Below are 18,019 nucleotides of genomic sequence, written 5' to 3'. Positions count from 1 at the left end.
ATTGGTTGCATGAAACGCCAGCCGGCCTGCTTTTTCCCCTGTGCTAGGAGAAAGGTGGAAATGTGTCGGACATTTCCCTGTCAAAAATTCTTTTGAATCAATGCGAAAACAAAAGGTACCGAATTCAGGCTTTTTCGTGTTTGACAGCCCATGTTCGAACACATTCACCGTAAGTGAACAGTATAAAATCCCGAAACCTGCATACGCCTTTCGGACAGGCCGCCTTTGCACCCGAGTTCAAGGAAAAGTCGGTTCATCCGTCGCCCGGATAAAGCCATGCCGCCGGCGATGCGGCGGCATGGCAAGTCGTCAAAGACGCGGCTGCGGCGCTTAGAGCGCGGCCGTGATGATGATCTCGACCTTGTAGTCCGGCGTGGCCAGCTTGGCTTCGCCAGTGGCGCGAGCCGGCGTGTGGCCCTGCGCGACCCAACCGTCCCAAACGGCGTTCATTTCGCCGAAGGTGTTCATGTCGGCGAGCCAGATGATCGCCTGGAGGATCTTGGTCTTGTCCGAGCCGGACTTGGCGAGCAGTTCGTCGATCGAGGCAAGCACGGCCTTGGTCTGCTCGGTGACGCTGGCGCCCGGGGCGCCGACCTGGCCGGCCAGATAGATCGTGTTGTTGTGGATGACGATGTCGCTCATGCGGGGGCCGACATCGATGCGGCGAATGGTCATGGCTCGCTTCCTTCCTGTTGGTCTTTGCCGAGCCTTCTTTAGATTTACGCACACAACCGGGCAAGGGCGGCCCCGCGCGAATCCCCCACATCTCCCCATCCAATATGGGTAACGGACAGGCCTGCCTCAAAATCGCCACCCTTCTCCATACGGTTGACTAATGTAATAACATCACATATCCAGTTCGGAGATCTCCAGCAGCATGAATGCCGTGATGACCGAAGCCTGCCTGACATTTCGCGACCTGACGCTTGGCTACAACAGCCACCCGGCGGTCCATCACCTCAACGGCTCGGTGAAAACCGGCTCGCTGACGGCGGTGGTCGGCGCCAACGGTTCGGGCAAGTCCACCCTGATGAAGGGTATCGTCGGGGTGCTGAAGCCGATGGCCGGCAGCTGCCTGAACACCAGGAATGCCCGCGTCGCCTACCTGCCGCAGCAATCCGAACTCGACCGCTCCTTCCCGGCCCGCGTCATCGATCTGGTCTCGCTGGGACTTTGGCCCCGTCGCGGGCTGCTCGGACGCACCACCAAGGAAGATCGCGAAGAGATGGCCAAGGCGCTCATGGCGGTCGGCCTCGAAGGTTTTGAAGGCCGCCCGATCGATACGCTTTCGGGCGGACAGTTGCAGCGGGCGCTGTTTGCCCGCGTGCTGGTGCAGGATGCAGAACTGATCCTGCTCGACGAGCCGTTCAATGCGGTCGACGCCAAGACAATCGGCGACCTGATACAGCTCATCAAGCGCTGGCACGGAGAGAGGCGCACGGTGATGGTGGTGGCGCACGACCTTGAACTCGTGCGCGAGCACTTTCCCGAAACGCTGCTCATGGCACGCCGCCCCGTCGCCTGGGGCGAAACGAAGGAAACCTTGCGGGCGGAGAACCTTCTTCGCGCGCGCCGCTTCGACGAGGCCTGGCACGAGGATGCGCCCTGGTGCGAGCCCGACCATGGGCACGAGCACCTGAATGGCCATTCGCACGCCCAACCGCACGACCATGCTGGCCATCACCATCACGAACATGGCGAAGTTCACGAACGCCCGGACCATGAGTCCGGCCCCCGGGCAGCGTGAGTTCGCGCCATGTATGATTTCCTGATCGCCCCCTTCGTCGAATACGGTTTCATGCAGCGCGCGCTTGCGGGCTCGCTGATGCTGTCGCTGGGCGCCTGCCCGGTGGGCGTTTTCCTGATGCTGCGCCGCATGAGCCTGACGGGGGACGCGATGGCACACGCCATCCTGCCCGGCGCCGCCGTCGGCTTCCTGTTCTTCGGCCTGCAGATCGTGCCGATGACCATCGGCGGATTGATCGCCGGCGTCATCGTTGCCATGGGCGCCGGCGCCGTCTCGCGCTTCACCGTACAGAAGGAAGACGCCTCCATGGCCGCCTTCTACCTGATCTCGCTGGCGCTCGGCGTGCTGATGGTTTCAATGCGCGGATCAAGCGTCGATCTTATGCATGTTCTGTTCGGCACCGTGCTCGCCCTCAACAACGACGCCCTGGCGCTGATTGCGGCCATCTCGATCATCACGCTTGTGACGCTCGGCATCTTCTGGCGCGCGATCGTCGCCGAATGCCTCGATCCGTTGTTCCTGCGTTCGGTGAGCCGGCTCGGCACGCCGGTGCATTTCATCTTCCTGGGGCTGGTCGTGCTCAATCTCGTCGGCGGCTTCCAGGCGCTCGGCACGCTGTTGTCCGTCGGCCTGATGATGCTGCCGGCCGCTGCCGCCCGCTTCTGGACGGCACGCGTCGAGCCGATGTGCGCGCTTGCCATCCTCATCGGCTTCGGCTCCTGCATCGCCGGGCTGCTGATGTCCTATCATGCCTCCCTGCCCTCCGGGCCGGCCATCATCCTCTCTGCGGGTGTGGTCTATTTCGTCTCGACCGTGTTCGGCACGCGTGGCGTGTTCAACACGCGCCTGCGCCGCCACCGCCACAGAACCGCCTGATCCAACTACAGGAGACCTCCCAATGCTCAAGTCCCTTCGGCTCGCCGCCCTTGTGAGCGTTATAACATTAACTCCCTTCGGCTTGGCATCGGCGTTCGCCGGGCCGCTGAAGGTGGTGGCCAGCTTCTCCATCATCGAGGATTTTGCAAAGAATGTCGGCGGGGACCGCATCGAGGTGACCACGCTCGTTGGCCCGGACGGCGACGCCCACGTCTATGAGCCCAAGCCGGCCGACGCGATGGCGATGGCCAAGGCCGATGTGGTGCTGGTCAACGGCCTGCATTTCGAAGGCTTTCTGCAGCGCCTGGTCGAGGCTAGCGCCACCAAGGCCTCGATCGTCGAGCTCACCAAGGGTGTCGAGCCGATCAAGATGAAGGAAGAGTTCGAGGAAGGCGAAGCCGATGGTGCCCACGCGGACCATCACCACGGCGACATCGACCCGCACGCCTTCCAGTCCATCGCCAATGCCAAGATTTATGTGAAGAACATCGCAGACGCCTTCTGCGCCGCGGATGCCGAGGGCTGCGACACCTACAAGACCAATGCCGATGCCTATACGCAGAAGCTGACGGAAACCGAAGAGGACGTGAAGGCCACCATCGCCTCCATCCCCGAAGACAAGCGCATCATCATCACCTCGCACGACGCCTTTGGCTATTTCGAGCATGAATACGGCCTCACCTTCCTCGCGCCGGAAGGCATTTCGACCGAAGCCGAAGCTTCGGCGGCCGATGTCGCCGCGCTGATCAAGCAGGTGAAGGAAGACAAGGCCTCCGCGGTGTTCGTCGAGAACATCACCAATGCCCGGCTGATAGAGCAGATCGCATCCGAGACCGGGCTGAAGGTCGGCGGCACACTCTATTCGGATGCGCTCTCGCCCGCCGACGGCCCCGCCTCGACCTATATCGACATGATGCACCACAACGTCGCGACGATCAAAGGCGCGATCGTCGGCAGCTGAGTGGAGGAAATGAATCCGGAAGCCTTGCTAACCTACTGACGTAAAGAGGCTTTCCGGTCACCAAAAGCATTAGGTATGATGCCCCCTGAAGGCGGGATGCGCTCCCGCCTTTTTCGGAACCGCATATGTAATGTTATTACATTATTCAGCTTCAAGAAAACCCGCGACATCGCCATCGAAGGCAAGCCCTTCAACATCGTCGCTGTCGGCGGCTCTGGCGAAGCGCACTGAACGCGAACGGCCCGGCGAACGTGCCGGGCCAGCCTTCCCTTTCAAGGAACATCCCATGCCCCTGCAAAAACGCCTTCCCGTCACGGTGCTTTCCGGTTTTCTGGGCGCCGGCAAGACGACGCTCCTCAATCACGTGCTCAACAATCGCGAAGGCCGCCGCGTGGCCGTCATCGTCAACGATATGAGCGAGGTGAATATCGACGCCGCGCTGGTTCGTGACGGCGGCGCAAACCTGTCACGAACGGACGAGCAGCTGGTGGAGATGACCAATGGCTGCATCTGCTGCACGTTGCGCGACGACCTGCTGCAGGAGGTTCGCCGCCTCGCCGAGGAAGGCCGGTTCGACTATCTGCTGATCGAATCCACCGGCATTTCCGAGCCGTTGCCGGTCGCCGCCACCTTCGAGTTCCGCGATGAGAAGGGCGAGAGCCTCTCCGATGTCGCGCACCTCGACACGATGGTGACGGTCGTCGATGCCGCCAATCTACTGCGAAACTACTCTTCCAGCGACTTCCTGCGCGACCGCGGCGAGACGGCGGGAGACGGAGACGAGCGGGCGCTGGTCGATCTTCTGGTGGAGCAGATCGAATTCGCCGACGTCGTGGTTCTCAACAAGATCGACGCAGCCCGCCCCGGCGAGCGCAACACGGCCCAGCGCATCGTGCGCGCCCTGAACCCTGACGCCGAGATCGTCGAGGCGGAGTTCGGCCGGGTTCCGCTCGACAGGGTGCTCGATACCGGCCGCTTCGACTTCGAGCGCGCGCAGGAACATCCGCTCTGGTACAAGGAGCTGTACGGCTTCGGCAGCCACGTGCCCGAGACGGAGGAATACGGTATCCGCTCCTTTGTCTATCGCGAGCGCAGGCCTTTCGATCCGGCAAAACTCCAGGCCTTCATCAACCGGTCATGGCCGGGCGTGGTGCGCGCCAAGGGCTTCTTCTGGCTGGCGACGCGGCCGCATCATGTCGGCGAGATCAGCCAGGCGGGGGCGCTGGTGCGCACGGAAAAGCGCGGGCTGTGGTGGGCCTCAGTACCGAAAGAGCGGTGGCCCGACCATCCCGAATGGCATGCCGCGATGAAGCCCTATCTCGATCCCGTCTGGGGCGACAGGCGGCAGGAAATCGTCTTCATCGGCGCGCATCCCATGAACGAGGTGCGTATCCGCGCGGAGCTGGACGCCTGCCTGGTTGAAGAAACGGATTTCGTGCCTCAGCGCTGGCAGGATCTGCCCGACCCGTTCCCGAGCTGGGCGCAACCCGCCTGAACCACTTGTCCCAAGCCAAGGCTCCCAAGGCGGTTGACCCGGCCTCCCCTCTTCACATACTCAGGCGCATGTCCTGAAGGGAGGCCGGGCATCTTTGCGCCTGCCCTCTCCCGACGCAGCCAGTATCGGCGCCGAGGCGCCAACAGGGAGTTTTTCGCATGACCGAGGCCGTGACCATCGCACGCGACGGCGAGATCGCCATCGTGACCATCGACAATCCGCCCGTGAACGCGATGAGTTTTCACGTACGCGAGCCCTTGATGGCCGCCCTAAATGCGTTGCGCGACGATGCCTCTGTTGCTGGCATCGTGCTGGCGTGCGCGGGCCGCACTTTTGTTGCCGGCGCCGACATCACCGAATTCGGCAAGCCGATGCAGCAGCCGGAGCTGCGCGACCTGATTGCCGCGCTCGAAACGCTCGGCAAGCCGGCGGTAGCCGCCATCCACGGCACTGCGCTCGGCGGCGGCCTGGAACTAGCGCTGGGCTGCCATTTCCGCGTGGCCGAGGCCAGCGCGAAGCTCGGCCTGCCTGAGGTCAAGCTCGGCATCCTGCCCGGCGGCGGCGGCACGGTGCGCCTGCCGCGCCTCGTCGGGCCGATCAAGGCGCTCGACATGATCGTCTCCGGCACGCCGATCAGCGCCAAGGATGCGCTCGCCAGTGGTCTAGTGGACGCGATTGACGAAGGCGATCTCGTCGCCAAGGCCGTTGCCTTCGCGCGCGAGCAGGCGAAGTCCGGCACGCCGCCGGTTGCCGTGCGCGACCGCAACAACCTGATCGAAAATGCCGATCTCGCCGCTTTCGACGCGCGCGCGGCAGAACTGGCCAAGAAGGCGCGCGGGCTCGAAGCCCCGGTCGCCTGCGCCGAATCCGTGCGCAATGCGCTCACTTTGCCCTTCGACGAGGCGCAGGCCAAGGAGCGCGAAATCTTCGCCAAGCTGGTTGCCGGCGACCAGTCGAAGGCCCAGCGCCATCTGTTTTTCGCAGAACGCGAAGCGGCCAAGGTGCCGGGCGTGGGCAAGGACGTGAAGCCGCGCGAGATTGCCCGCGTCGGCATCATCGGCGCCGGCACCATGGGCGGCGGCATCGCCATGGCCTTCGTCAATGGCGGCATCCCGGTCACCATCCTGGAGATGAGCCGCGAGGCGCTCGACCGCGGCCTCGGCATGATCGACAAGAACTATGCGATTTCGGTCTCGCGCGGTTCGCTGACTGAGGAAGCCAAGGCCAAGCGCATGGCCGCCTTCACCCCCACCACGGACTATGCCGACCTCGCCGATTGCGACCTCATCATCGAGGCCGTGTTCGAAGAAATGTCGGTGAAGAAGGAAGTGTTCGGCAAGATCGAAGCGGTGGCGAAGCCCGGCGCGATCCTCGCCACCAACACCTCCTATCTCGACGTCAACGAAATCGCCGCCTCGACCAGCCGGCCGCAGGATTTCCTGGGCCTGCACTTCTTCTCGCCTGCCAATGTCATGAAGCTGCTGGAAATCGTCCGCGGCGCCAAGACCGCGCCGGACGTGCTGGCGACCGCACTGGCAGTGGGCAAGAAGATCGGCAAGGTGCCGGTCGTCGTCGGCGTTTGCCACGGCTTTGTCGGCAACCGCATGCTGGGCGCCCGCGGCGCGGAAACCGAGCCCCTGCTGCTCGAAGGCGCGACGCCCGACCAGGTCGACAAGGTGTTCACCGACTTCGGCTGGCCGATGGGCCCGTTCCAGATGTGGGACCTTGCCGGCCTCGACATCGGCTGGCGCAATCGCAAGGCCCAGGGCAAGAAGGCGATCATCGCCGATACGCTCTGCGAACAGGGCCGGTTCGGCCAGAAGACCGGTCGCGGCATGTATCTCTATGAAAGCGGCTCGCGCACACCGACCCCCGATCCGGAGGTCGCTGCCCTGATCGAGGAAAAGGCCAAGGAACTCGGCATCGAGCGCCGCGAGATCTCGTCCCAGGAGATCGTCGAGCGCACCTTCTATCCGCTCATCAACGAAGGCGCGAAGATCCTCGAGGAAGGCATCGCCGCGCGCGCTTCCGACATCGATATCGTCTGGGTCAACGGCTACGGCTTCCCGATCGGCAAGGGCGGTCCGATGTTCTGGGCTAGCCTCGAAGGTTTTGGCAAAATCGTCGAGCGGCTGGACTATTGGTATGCCCGCACCGGCAAGGAGATCTTCAAGCCGGCCGAACTGCTGCGCAAGGCCGCCGAAACCGGCAAGCTGGCAGACGCGGCCTGAAAAGACGGAAATCCCATCGCGAGGCAAAGTCATGCCTCGCGAAACCCGGCGGCTAGCACTATCTTTGCCGCTAACGACCAGAGCGAGAAGTCTTCCCGTTGAGTCGTCATCCCGCTCTGGGATTTTGTTTTTGAAGCATGATCTTTTCCGAAAAGTCTGCAACTTTTCGGGATCATGCTCTGAGCGCTTGTGAGGAGCACCATGGAATATCGCCAGATCTCCGACGACTATTCGGTCTCGGGACAGATCACCGTCGAAGACATCGCCACCATCAAGGCGGCTGGCTTCAAGAGCGTCATCTGCAACCGCCCGGACGATGAGCAGCCCGGCCAGCCTTCGGCCTCGGAAATTCGCGCCGCCGCGGAAGCGGCCGGCCTCGGTTTCCGCCACGTGCCGATGCTCAGCGGCCAGCCTGTCACGATTGAAGACGCGCAGGCCATGGCCAATGCGCTGGATGAGCTCGACGGCCCGGTCTTTGCCTATTGCCGCTCCGGCGCGCGCTCGACCAACCTGTTCATGGCCGCCCAGCAGGTCAAAGGCTAAAGCCCTTCAGCCTTCCCGGCCCTGCTGCTCAAAGCGGCAGGGCCGATGTTTCCTTAAGCGTCTGCAGTACGATCGCGGTCTTCACATGCTGCACGGCTTCGTGCGGCAGGAGCACGCCGTTGACGAAGTCGGCCAGCGATTTCAGGTCCGGCGTCACCACCTTCAAAATATAGTCCATCTCGCCGGTCAGCGCGTGCGCCTCCTGCACCTCGGGCAGCTTGGCGACCAGATCGGCAAAGCGCTGCGCATTGTCGCGATTATGCGTCGCCAGCGTCACCGAGATGACGTTGACCAGCGGAAAGCCCAGACGGTCGCGGTCGAGCACCGCGCGATAGCCCTTGATAAAACCGTCGTCCTCCAGCCTCTGGCGCCGCCGCGAACATTGCGACGGCGAGAGATTCACGCGCTCCGACAGGTCGTTGTTGGTAAGCCTGCCGTCAGCCTGCAGCAATGACAGTATCTTGCGGTCAAATTGATCGAGGCGCGCACCATCCATGGCATTTAATCTCTACATGCACGAGTCATGCGCATTTTGAGCACTTCGAGGTTTCGAATGCAAGCACAATGCATGCCGCCGGGAGTATCATATGCACTAATAGGAAATCGCGGCTTCCAGCCGCAGGAGGAGACTATGGGACCCTTCCCTCACGACGCGCCGCCCGCCACCATCAGCGCGGCCAATCCCGCCGGCACAGACGGCTTCGAGTTCGTTGAATTCGCCCACACCGAGCCGGAAAAGCTCTCCGAACTGTTTTCGCGCATGGGTTATGTGCCGGTTGCCAAGCACCGGACCAAAAACATCACGATCTGGCGCCAGGGCGATATCAACTATGTGCTGAACGCCGAACCCGGCTCACACGGCATGAAGTTCGTGGAACAGCACGGCCCTTGCGCGTCTTCCATGGCCTGGCGCGTGGTCGATGCCAAGCACGCCTTCGACCATGCCGTGGCCAAAGGCGCCACGCCCTATGACGGCGCCGACAAGACGCTGGACGTTCCGGCCATCGTCGGCATCGGCGGCTCGCTGATCTATTTCGTCGACAAGTATGGCGACAAGGGCTCGGCCTATGACGCCGAGTTCGAATGGCTCGGCGAGCGCGACCCCAAGCCGGAAGGCGTCGGCTTCTATTACCTCGACCACCTCACCCACAATGTCTATCGCGGCAACATGGACAAGTGGTGGGACTTTTACCGCGACCTGTTCGGCTTCACCCAGATCCACTATTTCGACATCGACGGCCGCATCACCGGGCTGGTCAGCCGCGCTATCACCTCGCCCTGCGGCAAGATCCGCATCCCGCTGAATGAGTCGAAGGACGACACCAGCCAGATCGCCGAATATCTGCGCAAGTACAATGGCGAAGGCATCCAGCACATCGCCGTCGGCACGGACGCGATCTACGACGCCACCGACAGACTGGCCGGCAACGGCTTAAAATTCATGCCCGGCCCGCCGGACACCTATTACGAGATGTCGCACAAGCGCGTGCACGGCCACGACGAACCGATCGAGCGCATGAAGAAGCACGGCATCCTGATCGACGGCGAAGGCGTGGTGAATGGCGGGATGACCAAGATCCTGCTGCAGATCTTCTCAAAAACCGTGATCGGCCCGATTTTCTTCGAGTTCATCCAGCGCAAGGGCGACGAAGGGTTCGGCGAAGGCAACTTCCGCGCGCTCTTCGAATCCATCGAGGAAGACCAGATCCGCCGCGGCGTGATCAAGATCCAGGCGGCGGAGTAAGCTGCCTCAGGCAGCCGGATCGGCAACCGTCGATCCGGCCTTTCCGGTCGTCAGAGGCCCAGCCGCTCAACCTCGTCCTTCCTGAAGCGCAGGTCGTAGTCGAGGAAAAACTCGTCGAGCGGCGGCGGCTTGACCGTAGTGCCTGCTAGCATCGCGTGCACCTGGCCACGATGGTGAATCTGGTGCAGGAAGAGATGTGCCAGAAGGTCACCGATCCTTTCGGGGACGATGCCCGCCTCGCCACGATCTGTCGGGACGCGGCGCTCCAGGTCGGCAAGCTCAAGTCCATCACAGAAGTCGACTAGCTTGCCGTCCATCTCGGCTTGCGCGGCGGCAAGCTTTGCCGGGTCGTCATAAGGAACAAAGCGTTCGAACAGCGCGCGCCCCTCGCCGCCTTCGACGAGTATGTCGAAATAGAACAGGTCCACTTCGAGGATGTGATTCAGCGTTTCGCTGATCGAGGGGAAGAAGCTCACGCGCTCAGCTTCGAACTCGCCGGGCTGGAGCGCCAGAATGGCGCGATAGAGCCGGTCGTTAGACCAGCGATTGTTGCGCGCCATCTGGCGGTTGTGAGTTAGCAAGTCCATCTGCCGTTCCTCCGAGTGCCGGAGAACTATCAGAATTTGGCCCCCTCAGCTCCCATGTTTTTCGACGGTCTGCTCGATCGCGCCGAAGATGGAGTGATGACCGGTCTTGTCCTTCATCTCGATGCGCACCGTGTCGCCGAAATGCAGGAACGGCGTCTTCGGCGCGCCGCTTTCGATGGTCTCGATGGTGCGCAACTCCGCGATGCAGGAATAACCTACCCCGCCCTCGCCCACCGGCTTGCCCGGGCCGCCGTCGAGCTTGTTGGACACCGTGCCGGAGCCGATGATGGTGCCGGCCACCAGCGGGCGCGTCTTGGCGGCATGGGCGATCAGCTGCGGGAAATCGAAGGTCATGTCGATGCCGGCATTGGCGCGGCCGAAGGGCTTGCCGTTGAGATCGACCAAAAGCGGCAGGCTGACCTTGCCGCCGTCCCAGGCATCGCCAAGCTCGTCCGGCGTCACCGCCACCGGCGAGAAGGCGGACGAGGGCTTTGACTGGAAGAAGCCAAACCCCTTTGCCAGTTCAGCCGGGATCAGGCCGCGCAGCGAGACATCGTTGACCAGCATGACAAGGCGAATGGCGGCGCGCGCTTCGTCAACGCTCGCGTCCATCGGCACGTCGTCGACGATGACCGCGACCTCCGCTTCCATGTCGGCGCCATAGTTCTCGTCGGCGAGCGGAATCGAGTCGCGCGGCCCGAGGAACGAATCCGAACCGCCCTGGTACATCAGCGGATCGGTCCAGAAGCTTTCCGGCATGGTGGCGCCGCGCGCCTTGCGCACCAGTTCCACATGGTTGACGTAGGCCGAGCCATCCGCCCACTGATAGGCGCGCGGCAGCGGCGAATGCGCGTCATGCTCGTGAAAGCGCTGGGAGGGCACGGCGCCATGCTCCAGCGACTCGGCCAGAGCCGCCAGATGCGGCAAGATGCGCCGCCAGTCGTCGAGAGCGGCCTGCAGCGTCGGCACGAGGAACGACGCATCGGTAAAGCGCGTCAAATCTCGCGACACCACAACGAGCTTTCCGTCGCGCGTGCCGTTCTTGAGCGTGGCCAGTTTCATAGGCGTCCTTCCCCTCTGTGTGTTTCTTGTTGGAGCTTAGACTGCGCCGCGCTCAACTCCAATCACCTTCCGGCGTGCCGTTGAAACGCTTCTTCAAGCCCTTCCAGCAGTCGATGTAGTTGTCCTGCAGCGTGTCCAGCTCGGCGGCGTAGCGGGTCAGCATCTGGGGAAAGCGCGTCTCGAACATGAAGGCCAGGGTGTGATCGAGCTTCACCGGCTGAAGCTCGACATGCGATGCCTTGTCGAAGCCCGAGGCATCCGGCCCGTGCGCCAGCATCATATTGTGCAGGCTGACGCCGCCCGGCACGAACCCCTCTTCCTTCGCATCATACTGGCCCTGGACCAGCCCCATGAACTCGCTCATGATGTTGCGGTGGTACCAGGGCGGACGGAACGTGTCTTCGGCCACCAGCCAGCGCGGCGGGAAGATGACGAAGTCGACATTGGCCGTGCCTTCCTCGCCGGAGGGTGCGGTCAGCACGGTGAAGATCGACGGATCGGGATGGTCGAACAGGATCGCGCCGACCGGCGAAAATGTCGAAAGATCATATTTGTAGGGCGCGTAGTTGCCGTGCCAGGCCACCACGTCGAGCGGCGAATGGTCGAGTTCGGTGGCATAGAACTTGCCGCACCATTTCACGATCAGCCGGCACGGCGCCTCCTTCTCCTCGAACCAGGCGACCGGCGTCTTGAAGTCGCGCGGATTTGCCAGGCAGTTCGCGCCGATCGGCCCGCGATGCGGCAGCGTGAACTTGGCGCCGTAATTCTCGCAGATATAGCCGCGCACCGGGCCGTCGATCATCTCGACCTTGAAGACCAGGCCGCGCGGCAGGATGCAGATCTCGCCCGGCTTGACCTCGATGATGCCCATTTCGGTGACGAAGCGCACGCCGCCAACCTGCGGCACCACCAGCAACTCGCCATCGGCGTTGAAGAAGTGGTCGTCGGTCATGTCGTCATTGGCGACATAGAGGTGTGCGGCCATGCCGCTCTGACCGAGCGCGTCGCCGCCCGTGGTCATGGTGCGGACGCCAGCCAGGAAGTCGGTGGAATCCTTCGGAACGGAAATGGGGTTCCAGCGGTACTGGCCGAGCGCCAGTTCGTGGTTACCGACATTGGGCGCGGTCTTCCAGAGCGGATAGTCCACCGGCCTGAACCGGCCCGTATGCTTCACGCTCGGCCGGATGCGGTAGAGCCAAGAGCGCTCGTTAGCACCGCGCGGAGCTGTGAATGGGGAGCCGGAAAGCTGCTCGGCATAGAGGCCGTAGGCCGGCCGCTGCGGCGAGTTGCGCCCCTGGGGCAGCGCGCCGGGGAGGCTTTCTGTCTCAAAATCGTTGCCGAAGCCGGGCATATAGGAAAGGGCCATGGCATCCTCCCATGATTGACACCTGTTCGTTACATTCGTAACCGTTGAAAATGTAACTATCAATGGCATCGCTTTCGCCACCGGACGGCCACAGGCGGCGCCTATTTGGGGACATCCTGGCGGATGAAGGCAAACGCCGATCTTGAGATTCGAGATAGCGCAATGGCGAGCGACGACACCCTCCCCCTCGAAGAGTTCCTGCCCTATCGGCTGAACAGGCTTGCGGAATCCGTCAGCCGGGAGTTCGCCAAGACCTATCGGGACCGCCATGGCCTGACGCGGCCGGAATGGCGAACCTTCGCCACGCTCGGGCAATATGGCTCGATGACCGCCACGGCCATCGGCGTGCATTCGGCGATGCACAAAACCAAGGTATCGCGCGCGGTTTCCGCGCTAGAGGAGCGCAAGTGGCTGACGCGCAAGCCCGATCCCGCCGACCGGCGCACCGAGCACCTCTCGCTGACCAAGGCAGGCCTTGCAGCCTATCGCGAGATGGTGCCGCTGGCGAAGTCGTTCGAGAAGGAATTGCTCGGCAAGCTCGGCGCGAAGGAACGCGAGGCATTGCTGAACGGATTGCAGTCGCTGCAATCCGTCCTAACCGTCGAACTGTCAGAGGATTAGTTCGGACCTACGGTGAAGCCTAGCTCACCAGTCCATCACCACCTTGCCGGAACTACCGCTGCGCATCGCATCGAATCCCTGCTGGAAGTCGTCGATGCCTATGCGGTGGGTGATCAGGCCGGACACATCCAGCGGCCCCTGCACAAGGGCGATCATCTTGTACCAGGTCTCGAACATCTCGCGACCGTAGATGCCCTTGAGGTGCAGCATCTTGAAAATGACCTTGTTCCAGTCGATCTCGAAGCCGGTCGGCGCGATACCCAAAATGGCGATCTTGCCGCCATTGTTCATCGTGTCGATCATGTCGCGGAAGGCGACCGCCGAGCCCGACATTTCGAGGCCGACGTCGAACCCTTCAGTCATCCCCTCCTCGCGCATGACGTCGCGCAGCGTTTCCTTGGATGCATCGACGACGTGATGCACGCCGAGCTTGCGGGCCAGTTCCAGCCGCGCCGGGTTGATGTCGGTGATGACGACTTTTCGCGCGCCCACGCACTGCGCCACCAGCGCGCCCATGATGCCGATGGGGCCGGCGCCGGTCACCAGCACGTCTTCGCCGACCAGGTCGAAGGAGAGCGCGGTGTGCACGGCATTGCCGAGCGGGTCGAAGATCGCCGCGATCTCGTCGGGAACGTCGTCGGGGATCGGCACCACATTTTGCTGCGGCAGCACAACATATTCGGCGAAGGAGCCCGGCCGGTTGACGCCGACGCCCAGCGTGTTGCGGCACAGATGCCCGCGCCCGGCACGGCAGTTGCGGCAATGGCCGCAGACGATGTGGCCTTCGCCGGACACGCGCTGGCCAACCTTATAGTCCTTCACGCCGGCACCGAAATCGGCCACCTCGCCGACGAATTCATGGCCGGTCACCAAGGGCACCGGCACAGTCTTCTGCGCCCATTGGTCCCAGTTGTAGATATGCACGTCGGTGCCGCAGATTGCCGACTTGCGCACCTTGATCAGTACGTCGTTCGGGCCGATCTCCGGCACCGGCACTTCTTCCATCCAGATGCCCGGTTCTGCCTTGGCCTTCACCAGCGCGCGCATCATGTTCGACATGATCTTGTTCCTTGAAACCGTTGATCCGGAATCTCTCTTCCGAAGACCTTCAATGTAGTATCGGACTAGCGGTCATTTAATGACGCCGAGCTCCCGCCCGACCGAGCCAAAAGCCGCAACCGCCCGGTCGATGTCCTCGGCCGAATGCGCGGCCGACATCTGCGTGCGGATGCGCGCATGCCCTTTCGGCACGACCGGGAACGAGAAGCCGATGACATAAATGCCGTGGTCGAGCAGCTTTTGCGCCATCTCCTGGGCAAGGGTCGCGTCGCCCAGCATCACCGGGATGATCGGATGGTCTGCCCCGGCGAGCGTGAAGCCGAGCTTAGACATGCCGGCCCGGAACTGCGCGGCATTGGCATAGAGCTTTTCGCGCAGCCCCTGTCCGCCCTCGATCAGTTCCAGCACCTTCAGCGAAGCGCCCGCAATCGACGGCGCCAGCGTGTTGGAGAACAGATAGGGCCGCGAGCGCTGGCGCAGCCAGTCCACCATCTGCCGCTTGCCCGAGGTGTAGCCGCCGGATGCCCCGCCCAGCGCCTTGCCGAGCGTGCCGGTGAGGATGTCCACCCTACCCTCGACGCCGCAATATTCGGGCGTGCCGCGCCCATGCTTGCCAACGAAGCCCACGGCGTGGCTGTCATCCACCATCACCATCGCGTCGTATTTCTCGGCGAGGTCACAGATGCCCGGCAGGTTCGCGATGATGCCGTCCATCGAAAAGACGCCGTCGGTGGCGATCAGGCGGAAGCGGCAATCCTGCGCTTCCTTCAGCCGTGCCTCGAGATCGGCCATGTCGTTGTTGGCGTAGCGGAAGCGCTTTGCCTTGGAGAGCCGCACCCCGTCGATGATCGAGGCATGGTTCAGCGCATCCGAGATGATGGCGTCTTCCTCGGAAAGCAGCGTCTCGAACAGGCCCGCATTGGCGTCGAAGCAAGATGAATAGAGGATCGTGTCCTCCATTCCGAGGAAGGAAGAAAGCTTGCCTTCCAGTTCCTTGTGTTCTTCCTGCGTACCGCAGATGAAGCGCACCGAGGCCATGCCGTAGCCGTAGCGGTCGAGCGCGGCCTTGGCGGCGTCGCGCAACGCCATGTTGTCAGCCAGGCCGAGGTAATTGTTGGCGCAGAAATTCAGCAGTTCTTGGCCGCCAACCTCGATTTTCGCCGACTGGGGCGAGTTGATGACACGCTCGGATTTGTAGAGCCCGGCGGATTTCAGCCCGGAAATCTCCGCTTCGAGATGGGAAAGGAATGTTGCGCTCATCGCCGTCTTGTCCCGTTTGAAGTTGGCCGACTGTGGCCGCATGCCTTCCGAAAAGCTACAGGAAATACGACCCGGCGGCGTCGATCATCCGTGGGTATTCGTCGCGGACGACTGGATCGCGTGGCAAGGCGTCGATAGGATCGCCGCGATTTCAATACCACGCGGAGCATGCAATGGTTGGTGGACAGTTTCCAGTATTCGACCTCGGGAATTTCGAGAAGGCGAACGCGGCCGAACGTGACCGGCTGGGCGCCGAGGTCGACGCGATCTGCCGGTCCACCGGCTTTCTTGCCATCACCAATCACGGCGTGTCGCAGGCGGTGATCGACGCGGTGTGGGGCAAGGCGCACGACTTCTTCGACCTGCCCCCCGAGCAGAAGCAGAAATCCAAGGCGCCCTATAAGGGCTATCCTTACGGCTATCTCGGGCCCGAGCTCGAGGCGCTGGCCAAGTCGCGCGATGTCGACAGCCCGCCGGACCTCAAGGAAAGCTTCAACGGCGGCCCGCAGCGCACGCCCAACGGCATGACCGACAAGGACGCGTTGGCCTTCTGTTACGCACCGACGATCTGGCCCGAGGCGCCGGAAGGTTTTGTCGACGCCTGGAAGGCCTACTACACCTCGCTCGAGGATCTGGCGGCGCGCATCATGCGGCTGTTTGCGGTCGCGCTGAAGCTGCCGGAGGATTATTTCGAGCGCTTCATCGACGCCCCGATCAGCGCGCTCCGCGCACTCAACTATCCCGAACAGACCGTGCCGCCGAAGCCCGGCCAGCTGCGCGCCGGCGCTCACACCGACTATGGCAGCCTGACCATTCTGCTGCCGCAGGAAGGCTCGAAGGGCCTGGAGCTCATTACGCCAGACGGCAACTGGACGCCGGTGCCGCCGGTGCCCGGCGCCTTCGTCATCAATATCGGCGACCTGATGGCGCTGTGGACGAACGATCGCTGGGTGTCGACTATGCACCGCGTGGTCAACCCCTCGCCGGAAGATGGCGGCATGGACCGTCGTCAGTCGCTGGCCTTCTTCCACCAGCCCAACTGGGATGCCGAGATCGTCTGCCTCGAGCAGTGCCTGGCACCTGGCGAAGAGCCAAAATACCAGCCAGTGCTTTCGGGCCCCTATCTGATGAGCAAGTTCCAGTCGACGACGAAATAAACGACCAGAAGCCGGGCGCGCAGCTGTCATAAAAGCGACGCGCCCGGCTGCCGCTTCCTTTGGCGTAGACGATTGCAAGGCAGGTTACCGTGGGCGGCCGCTCGAAAGTGGCCGAAACCTCGCATCGGAGCCCGCCGAATGACAATTGCCAGCATAAGCCTCTATCGCCAGTGGCAGCCGTTTCGCGACGGCACCTATCGCTGTTCAGGTGGGCGCAGCGCCGAGGGTTTTGACTCCACCATCGTGGAGATCACGACACGCGATGGTGTGCGCGGCTATGGCGAGATGGCGCCTCTCGGCAGCTTCTACGATCCGGCTTTTGCCGAAGGCGCCCGAGCCGCGATGCGCGAGCTTGCTCCACAACTTCTGGGCTGCGACGCCTCCGGCATCGAGGCGCTCAATCGGCGCATGGACCTGCTGTTGAAGGGACATCCTTATGCCAAATGCGCCATCGACATGGCGCTTTGGGATCTCGCGGGCCATCGCAATGGACTTTCCCTTGCCAGTATGACCGGCGGCGCGGAAGGCAAAAGCCTTGCGCTCTACCGGTCGATCGCCCAACAGGCGCCGGACGCGATGGCCGCGCGCGCAAAAAAATACATCGCCGAAGGCTATCGCCGGCTGCAAGTGAAAGTCGGGCTTGACGTCAACGAGGATATCGCTCGCCTTGAAGCAGTGCGCGCGGCCGTGCCGGCCGACACAGTTCTGTTCTGCGATGCCAATGCAAGCTGGGGCACGGCCGAGACGCGCCGTTTCCTGACGGCGACGCGCAATCTCGACTACACGCTCGAGCAGCCCTGCGCGAGCTATGAGGAAAACCTTGCCATTCGCCGCGCCTGCGACCGGCCGCTGGTGCTCGACGAGACGATCGACAGCGCAGATGTGCTGTTGCGGGCGATTGCGGACGGGCTGGCCGACGGGATCACCATCAAGCTTGCACGCGTCGGAGGGCTGACCAGGGCCAAGTTTTTGCGGGACATTGCCATCGCGAAAAATCTGAAGATCACCATCGAGGACACCGGTGGCGCCGAGATCGACACGGCGGCCTACTCCGGCCTAATGCTCTCCACTCCGGAAGGGCTGAGGCAACACACGGTCGACTTCCACAACTGGGTGACAGTTTCGAACGCCGATGCGGAATTTGCGATTGCCGATGGCGAGATGACGCCGCCGTCCGGTCCGGGCCTGGGTGTTAAGGTGAAGGCCGAGGCTCTCGGCGAGCCGCTGTTCAACTGCAAGCTCTAATCGGCCCGACCAAAGAAAAGCCGCCGGCGCGACACTGCGCACCGGCGGCCCATTTAGAAGCTAAT

General features: G+C 62.8%; 17 protein-coding genes. 10 read left to right on the top strand and 7 right to left on the bottom strand.

Annotated elements, in window-relative coordinates:
- Positions 1-330 precede the first annotated feature (330 nt).
- Positions 331-675, bottom strand: coding sequence for a RidA family protein (locus tag C7I85_RS19175; RefSeq protein ID WP_106725625.1), 345 nt, complete (start codon positions 673-675; stop codon positions 331-333).
- Between the two features lie 214 nt (positions 676-889).
- On the opposite strand from C7I85_RS19175, the gene aztA reads away from it, so the two are divergent.
- The 6 genes from aztA to C7I85_RS19145 all read left to right on the top strand — a co-directional run bounded on the left by aztA (position 890) and on the right by C7I85_RS19145 (position 7,853).
- Positions 890-1,747: a zinc ABC transporter ATP-binding protein AztA gene (gene aztA / locus C7I85_RS19170; RefSeq protein WP_106725732.1), complete on the top strand. Its 858-nt coding sequence runs from the start codon at positions 890-892 to the stop codon at positions 1,745-1,747.
- Between the two features lie 9 nt (positions 1,748-1,756).
- Complete coding sequence (aztB, locus tag C7I85_RS19165) at positions 1,757-2,623, top strand: zinc ABC transporter permease AztB (RefSeq protein WP_106725624.1); 867 nt, start codon at positions 1,757-1,759, stop codon at positions 2,621-2,623.
- A 22-nt stretch (positions 2,624-2,645) separates the two neighbouring features.
- Positions 2,646-3,584: a zinc ABC transporter substrate-binding protein AztC gene (gene aztC, locus C7I85_RS19160; RefSeq protein ID WP_106725623.1), complete on the top strand. Its 939-nt coding sequence runs from the start codon at positions 2,646-2,648 to the stop codon at positions 3,582-3,584.
- A 292-nt stretch (positions 3,585-3,876) separates the two neighbouring features.
- Positions 3,877-5,079 (top strand): zinc metallochaperone GTPase ZigA, encoded by a 1,203-nt coding sequence (zigA, locus tag C7I85_RS19155; protein ID WP_106725731.1) that lies wholly within the window; start codon positions 3,877-3,879, stop codon positions 5,077-5,079.
- A 158-nt stretch (positions 5,080-5,237) separates the two neighbouring features.
- On the top strand, positions 5,238-7,310 hold the full coding sequence (locus C7I85_RS19150; RefSeq protein ID WP_106725622.1) for a 3-hydroxyacyl-CoA dehydrogenase NAD-binding domain-containing protein: 2,073 nt from the start codon (positions 5,238-5,240) through the stop codon (positions 7,308-7,310).
- A gap of 201 nt (positions 7,311-7,511) precedes the next feature.
- Positions 7,512-7,853 carry a TIGR01244 family sulfur transferase gene (locus C7I85_RS19145; protein ID WP_106725621.1) on the top strand — a complete coding sequence of 114 codons (342 nt, stop codon included), beginning with the start codon at positions 7,512-7,514 and terminating at the stop codon, positions 7,851-7,853.
- 28 nt (positions 7,854-7,881) lie between these two features.
- Here C7I85_RS19145 and C7I85_RS19140 read toward each other — a convergent pair whose 3' ends face one another.
- Positions 7,882-8,349: an Lrp/AsnC family transcriptional regulator gene (locus C7I85_RS19140; RefSeq protein ID WP_106725620.1), complete on the bottom strand. Its 468-nt coding sequence runs from the start codon at positions 8,347-8,349 to the stop codon at positions 7,882-7,884.
- 135 nt (positions 8,350-8,484) lie between these two features.
- Here C7I85_RS19140 and hppD point away from each other — a divergent pair, with 135 nt between their 5' ends.
- Complete coding sequence (gene hppD / locus C7I85_RS19135) at positions 8,485-9,597, top strand: 4-hydroxyphenylpyruvate dioxygenase (RefSeq protein WP_106725619.1); 1,113 nt, start codon at positions 8,485-8,487, stop codon at positions 9,595-9,597.
- A 50-nt stretch (positions 9,598-9,647) separates the two neighbouring features.
- Here the strand turns inward: hppD and C7I85_RS19130 are convergent, their stop codons facing one another.
- From C7I85_RS19130 to hmgA, 3 genes are read right to left on the bottom strand one after another with little or no spacing between them, the layout of a single operon-like run.
- Positions 9,648-10,184, bottom strand: coding sequence for a DinB family protein (locus tag C7I85_RS19130; RefSeq protein ID WP_106725618.1), 537 nt, complete (start codon positions 10,182-10,184; stop codon positions 9,648-9,650).
- Between the two features lie 45 nt (positions 10,185-10,229).
- On the bottom strand, positions 10,230-11,246 hold the full coding sequence (locus C7I85_RS19125) for a fumarylacetoacetate hydrolase family protein (protein ID WP_106725617.1): 1,017 nt from the start codon (positions 11,244-11,246) through the stop codon (positions 10,230-10,232).
- Positions 11,247-11,298: 52 nt separating this feature from the next.
- Complete coding sequence (gene hmgA / locus C7I85_RS19120) at positions 11,299-12,612, bottom strand: homogentisate 1,2-dioxygenase (protein WP_106725616.1); 1,314 nt, start codon at positions 12,610-12,612, stop codon at positions 11,299-11,301.
- 162 nt (positions 12,613-12,774) lie between these two features.
- On the opposite strand from hmgA, the gene C7I85_RS19115 reads away from it, so the two are divergent.
- The gene (locus C7I85_RS19115) at positions 12,775-13,233 is read left to right on the top strand and encodes a MarR family winged helix-turn-helix transcriptional regulator (protein ID WP_106725615.1); all 459 of its coding nucleotides are present in this window, start codon (positions 12,775-12,777) and stop codon (positions 13,231-13,233) included.
- 24 nt (positions 13,234-13,257) lie between these two features.
- Here C7I85_RS19115 and tdh read toward each other — a convergent pair whose 3' ends face one another.
- Together tdh and C7I85_RS19105 are read right to left on the bottom strand one after the other, a co-directional pair.
- Positions 13,258-14,292 (bottom strand): L-threonine 3-dehydrogenase, encoded by a 1,035-nt coding sequence (gene tdh, locus C7I85_RS19110; protein ID WP_106725614.1) that lies wholly within the window; start codon positions 14,290-14,292, stop codon positions 13,258-13,260.
- 72 nt (positions 14,293-14,364) lie between these two features.
- The gene (locus C7I85_RS19105; RefSeq protein WP_106725730.1) at positions 14,365-15,552 is read right to left on the bottom strand and encodes a glycine C-acetyltransferase; all 1,188 of its coding nucleotides are present in this window, start codon (positions 15,550-15,552) and stop codon (positions 14,365-14,367) included.
- A gap of 173 nt (positions 15,553-15,725) precedes the next feature.
- Here C7I85_RS19105 and C7I85_RS19100 point away from each other — a divergent pair, with 173 nt between their 5' ends.
- Together C7I85_RS19100 and C7I85_RS19095 are read left to right on the top strand one after the other, a co-directional pair.
- Positions 15,726-16,709, top strand: coding sequence for an isopenicillin N synthase family dioxygenase (locus tag C7I85_RS19100; RefSeq protein ID WP_106725613.1), 984 nt, complete (start codon positions 15,726-15,728; stop codon positions 16,707-16,709).
- Between the two features lie 138 nt (positions 16,710-16,847).
- Positions 16,848-17,954: a mandelate racemase/muconate lactonizing enzyme family protein gene (locus C7I85_RS19095; RefSeq protein ID WP_106725612.1), complete on the top strand. Its 1,107-nt coding sequence runs from the start codon at positions 16,848-16,850 to the stop codon at positions 17,952-17,954.
- Positions 17,955-18,019: the final 65 nt, after the last annotated feature.

Origin of the sequence: Pseudaminobacter soli (ex Li et al. 2025), assembly GCF_003012705.1 — a bacterium.
GTDB lineage: Bacteria > Pseudomonadota > Alphaproteobacteria > Rhizobiales > Rhizobiaceae > Pseudaminobacter > Pseudaminobacter soli.
Note: the sequence above shows the minus strand (reverse complement) of the source record. Positions and strands in the feature narration are given on the sequence as shown.

Coding starts and splice junctions, on each gene's coding strand:
- C7I85_RS19175 (WP_106725625.1), bottom strand. CDS start 675: ATGACCATTCGCCGCATCGATGTCGGCCCCCGCATGAGCGACATCGTC.
- aztA (WP_106725732.1), top strand. CDS start 890: ATGACCGAAGCCTGCCTGACATTTCGCGACCTGACGCTTGGCTACAAC.
- aztB (WP_106725624.1), top strand. CDS start 1,757: ATGTATGATTTCCTGATCGCCCCCTTCGTCGAATACGGTTTCATGCAG.
- aztC (WP_106725623.1), top strand. CDS start 2,646: ATGCTCAAGTCCCTTCGGCTCGCCGCCCTTGTGAGCGTTATAACATTA.
- C7I85_RS19150 (WP_106725622.1), top strand. CDS start 5,238: ATGACCGAGGCCGTGACCATCGCACGCGACGGCGAGATCGCCATCGTG.
- C7I85_RS19145 (WP_106725621.1), top strand. CDS start 7,512: ATGGAATATCGCCAGATCTCCGACGACTATTCGGTCTCGGGACAGATC.
- C7I85_RS19140 (WP_106725620.1), bottom strand. CDS start 8,349: ATGGATGGTGCGCGCCTCGATCAATTTGACCGCAAGATACTGTCATTG.
- hppD (WP_106725619.1), top strand. CDS start 8,485: ATGGGACCCTTCCCTCACGACGCGCCGCCCGCCACCATCAGCGCGGCC.
- C7I85_RS19130 (WP_106725618.1), bottom strand. CDS start 10,184: ATGGACTTGCTAACTCACAACCGCCAGATGGCGCGCAACAATCGCTGG.
- C7I85_RS19125 (WP_106725617.1), bottom strand. CDS start 11,246: ATGAAACTGGCCACGCTCAAGAACGGCACGCGCGACGGAAAGCTCGTT.
- hmgA (WP_106725616.1), bottom strand. CDS start 12,612: ATGGCCCTTTCCTATATGCCCGGCTTCGGCAACGATTTTGAGACAGAA.
- C7I85_RS19115 (WP_106725615.1), top strand. CDS start 12,775: ATGGCGAGCGACGACACCCTCCCCCTCGAAGAGTTCCTGCCCTATCGG.
- tdh (WP_106725614.1), bottom strand. CDS start 14,292: ATGTCGAACATGATGCGCGCGCTGGTGAAGGCCAAGGCAGAACCGGGC.
- C7I85_RS19105 (WP_106725730.1), bottom strand. CDS start 15,552: ATGAGCGCAACATTCCTTTCCCATCTCGAAGCGGAGATTTCCGGGCTG.
- C7I85_RS19100 (WP_106725613.1), top strand. CDS start 15,726: ATGGTTGGTGGACAGTTTCCAGTATTCGACCTCGGGAATTTCGAGAAG.
- C7I85_RS19095 (WP_106725612.1), top strand. CDS start 16,848: ATGACAATTGCCAGCATAAGCCTCTATCGCCAGTGGCAGCCGTTTCGC.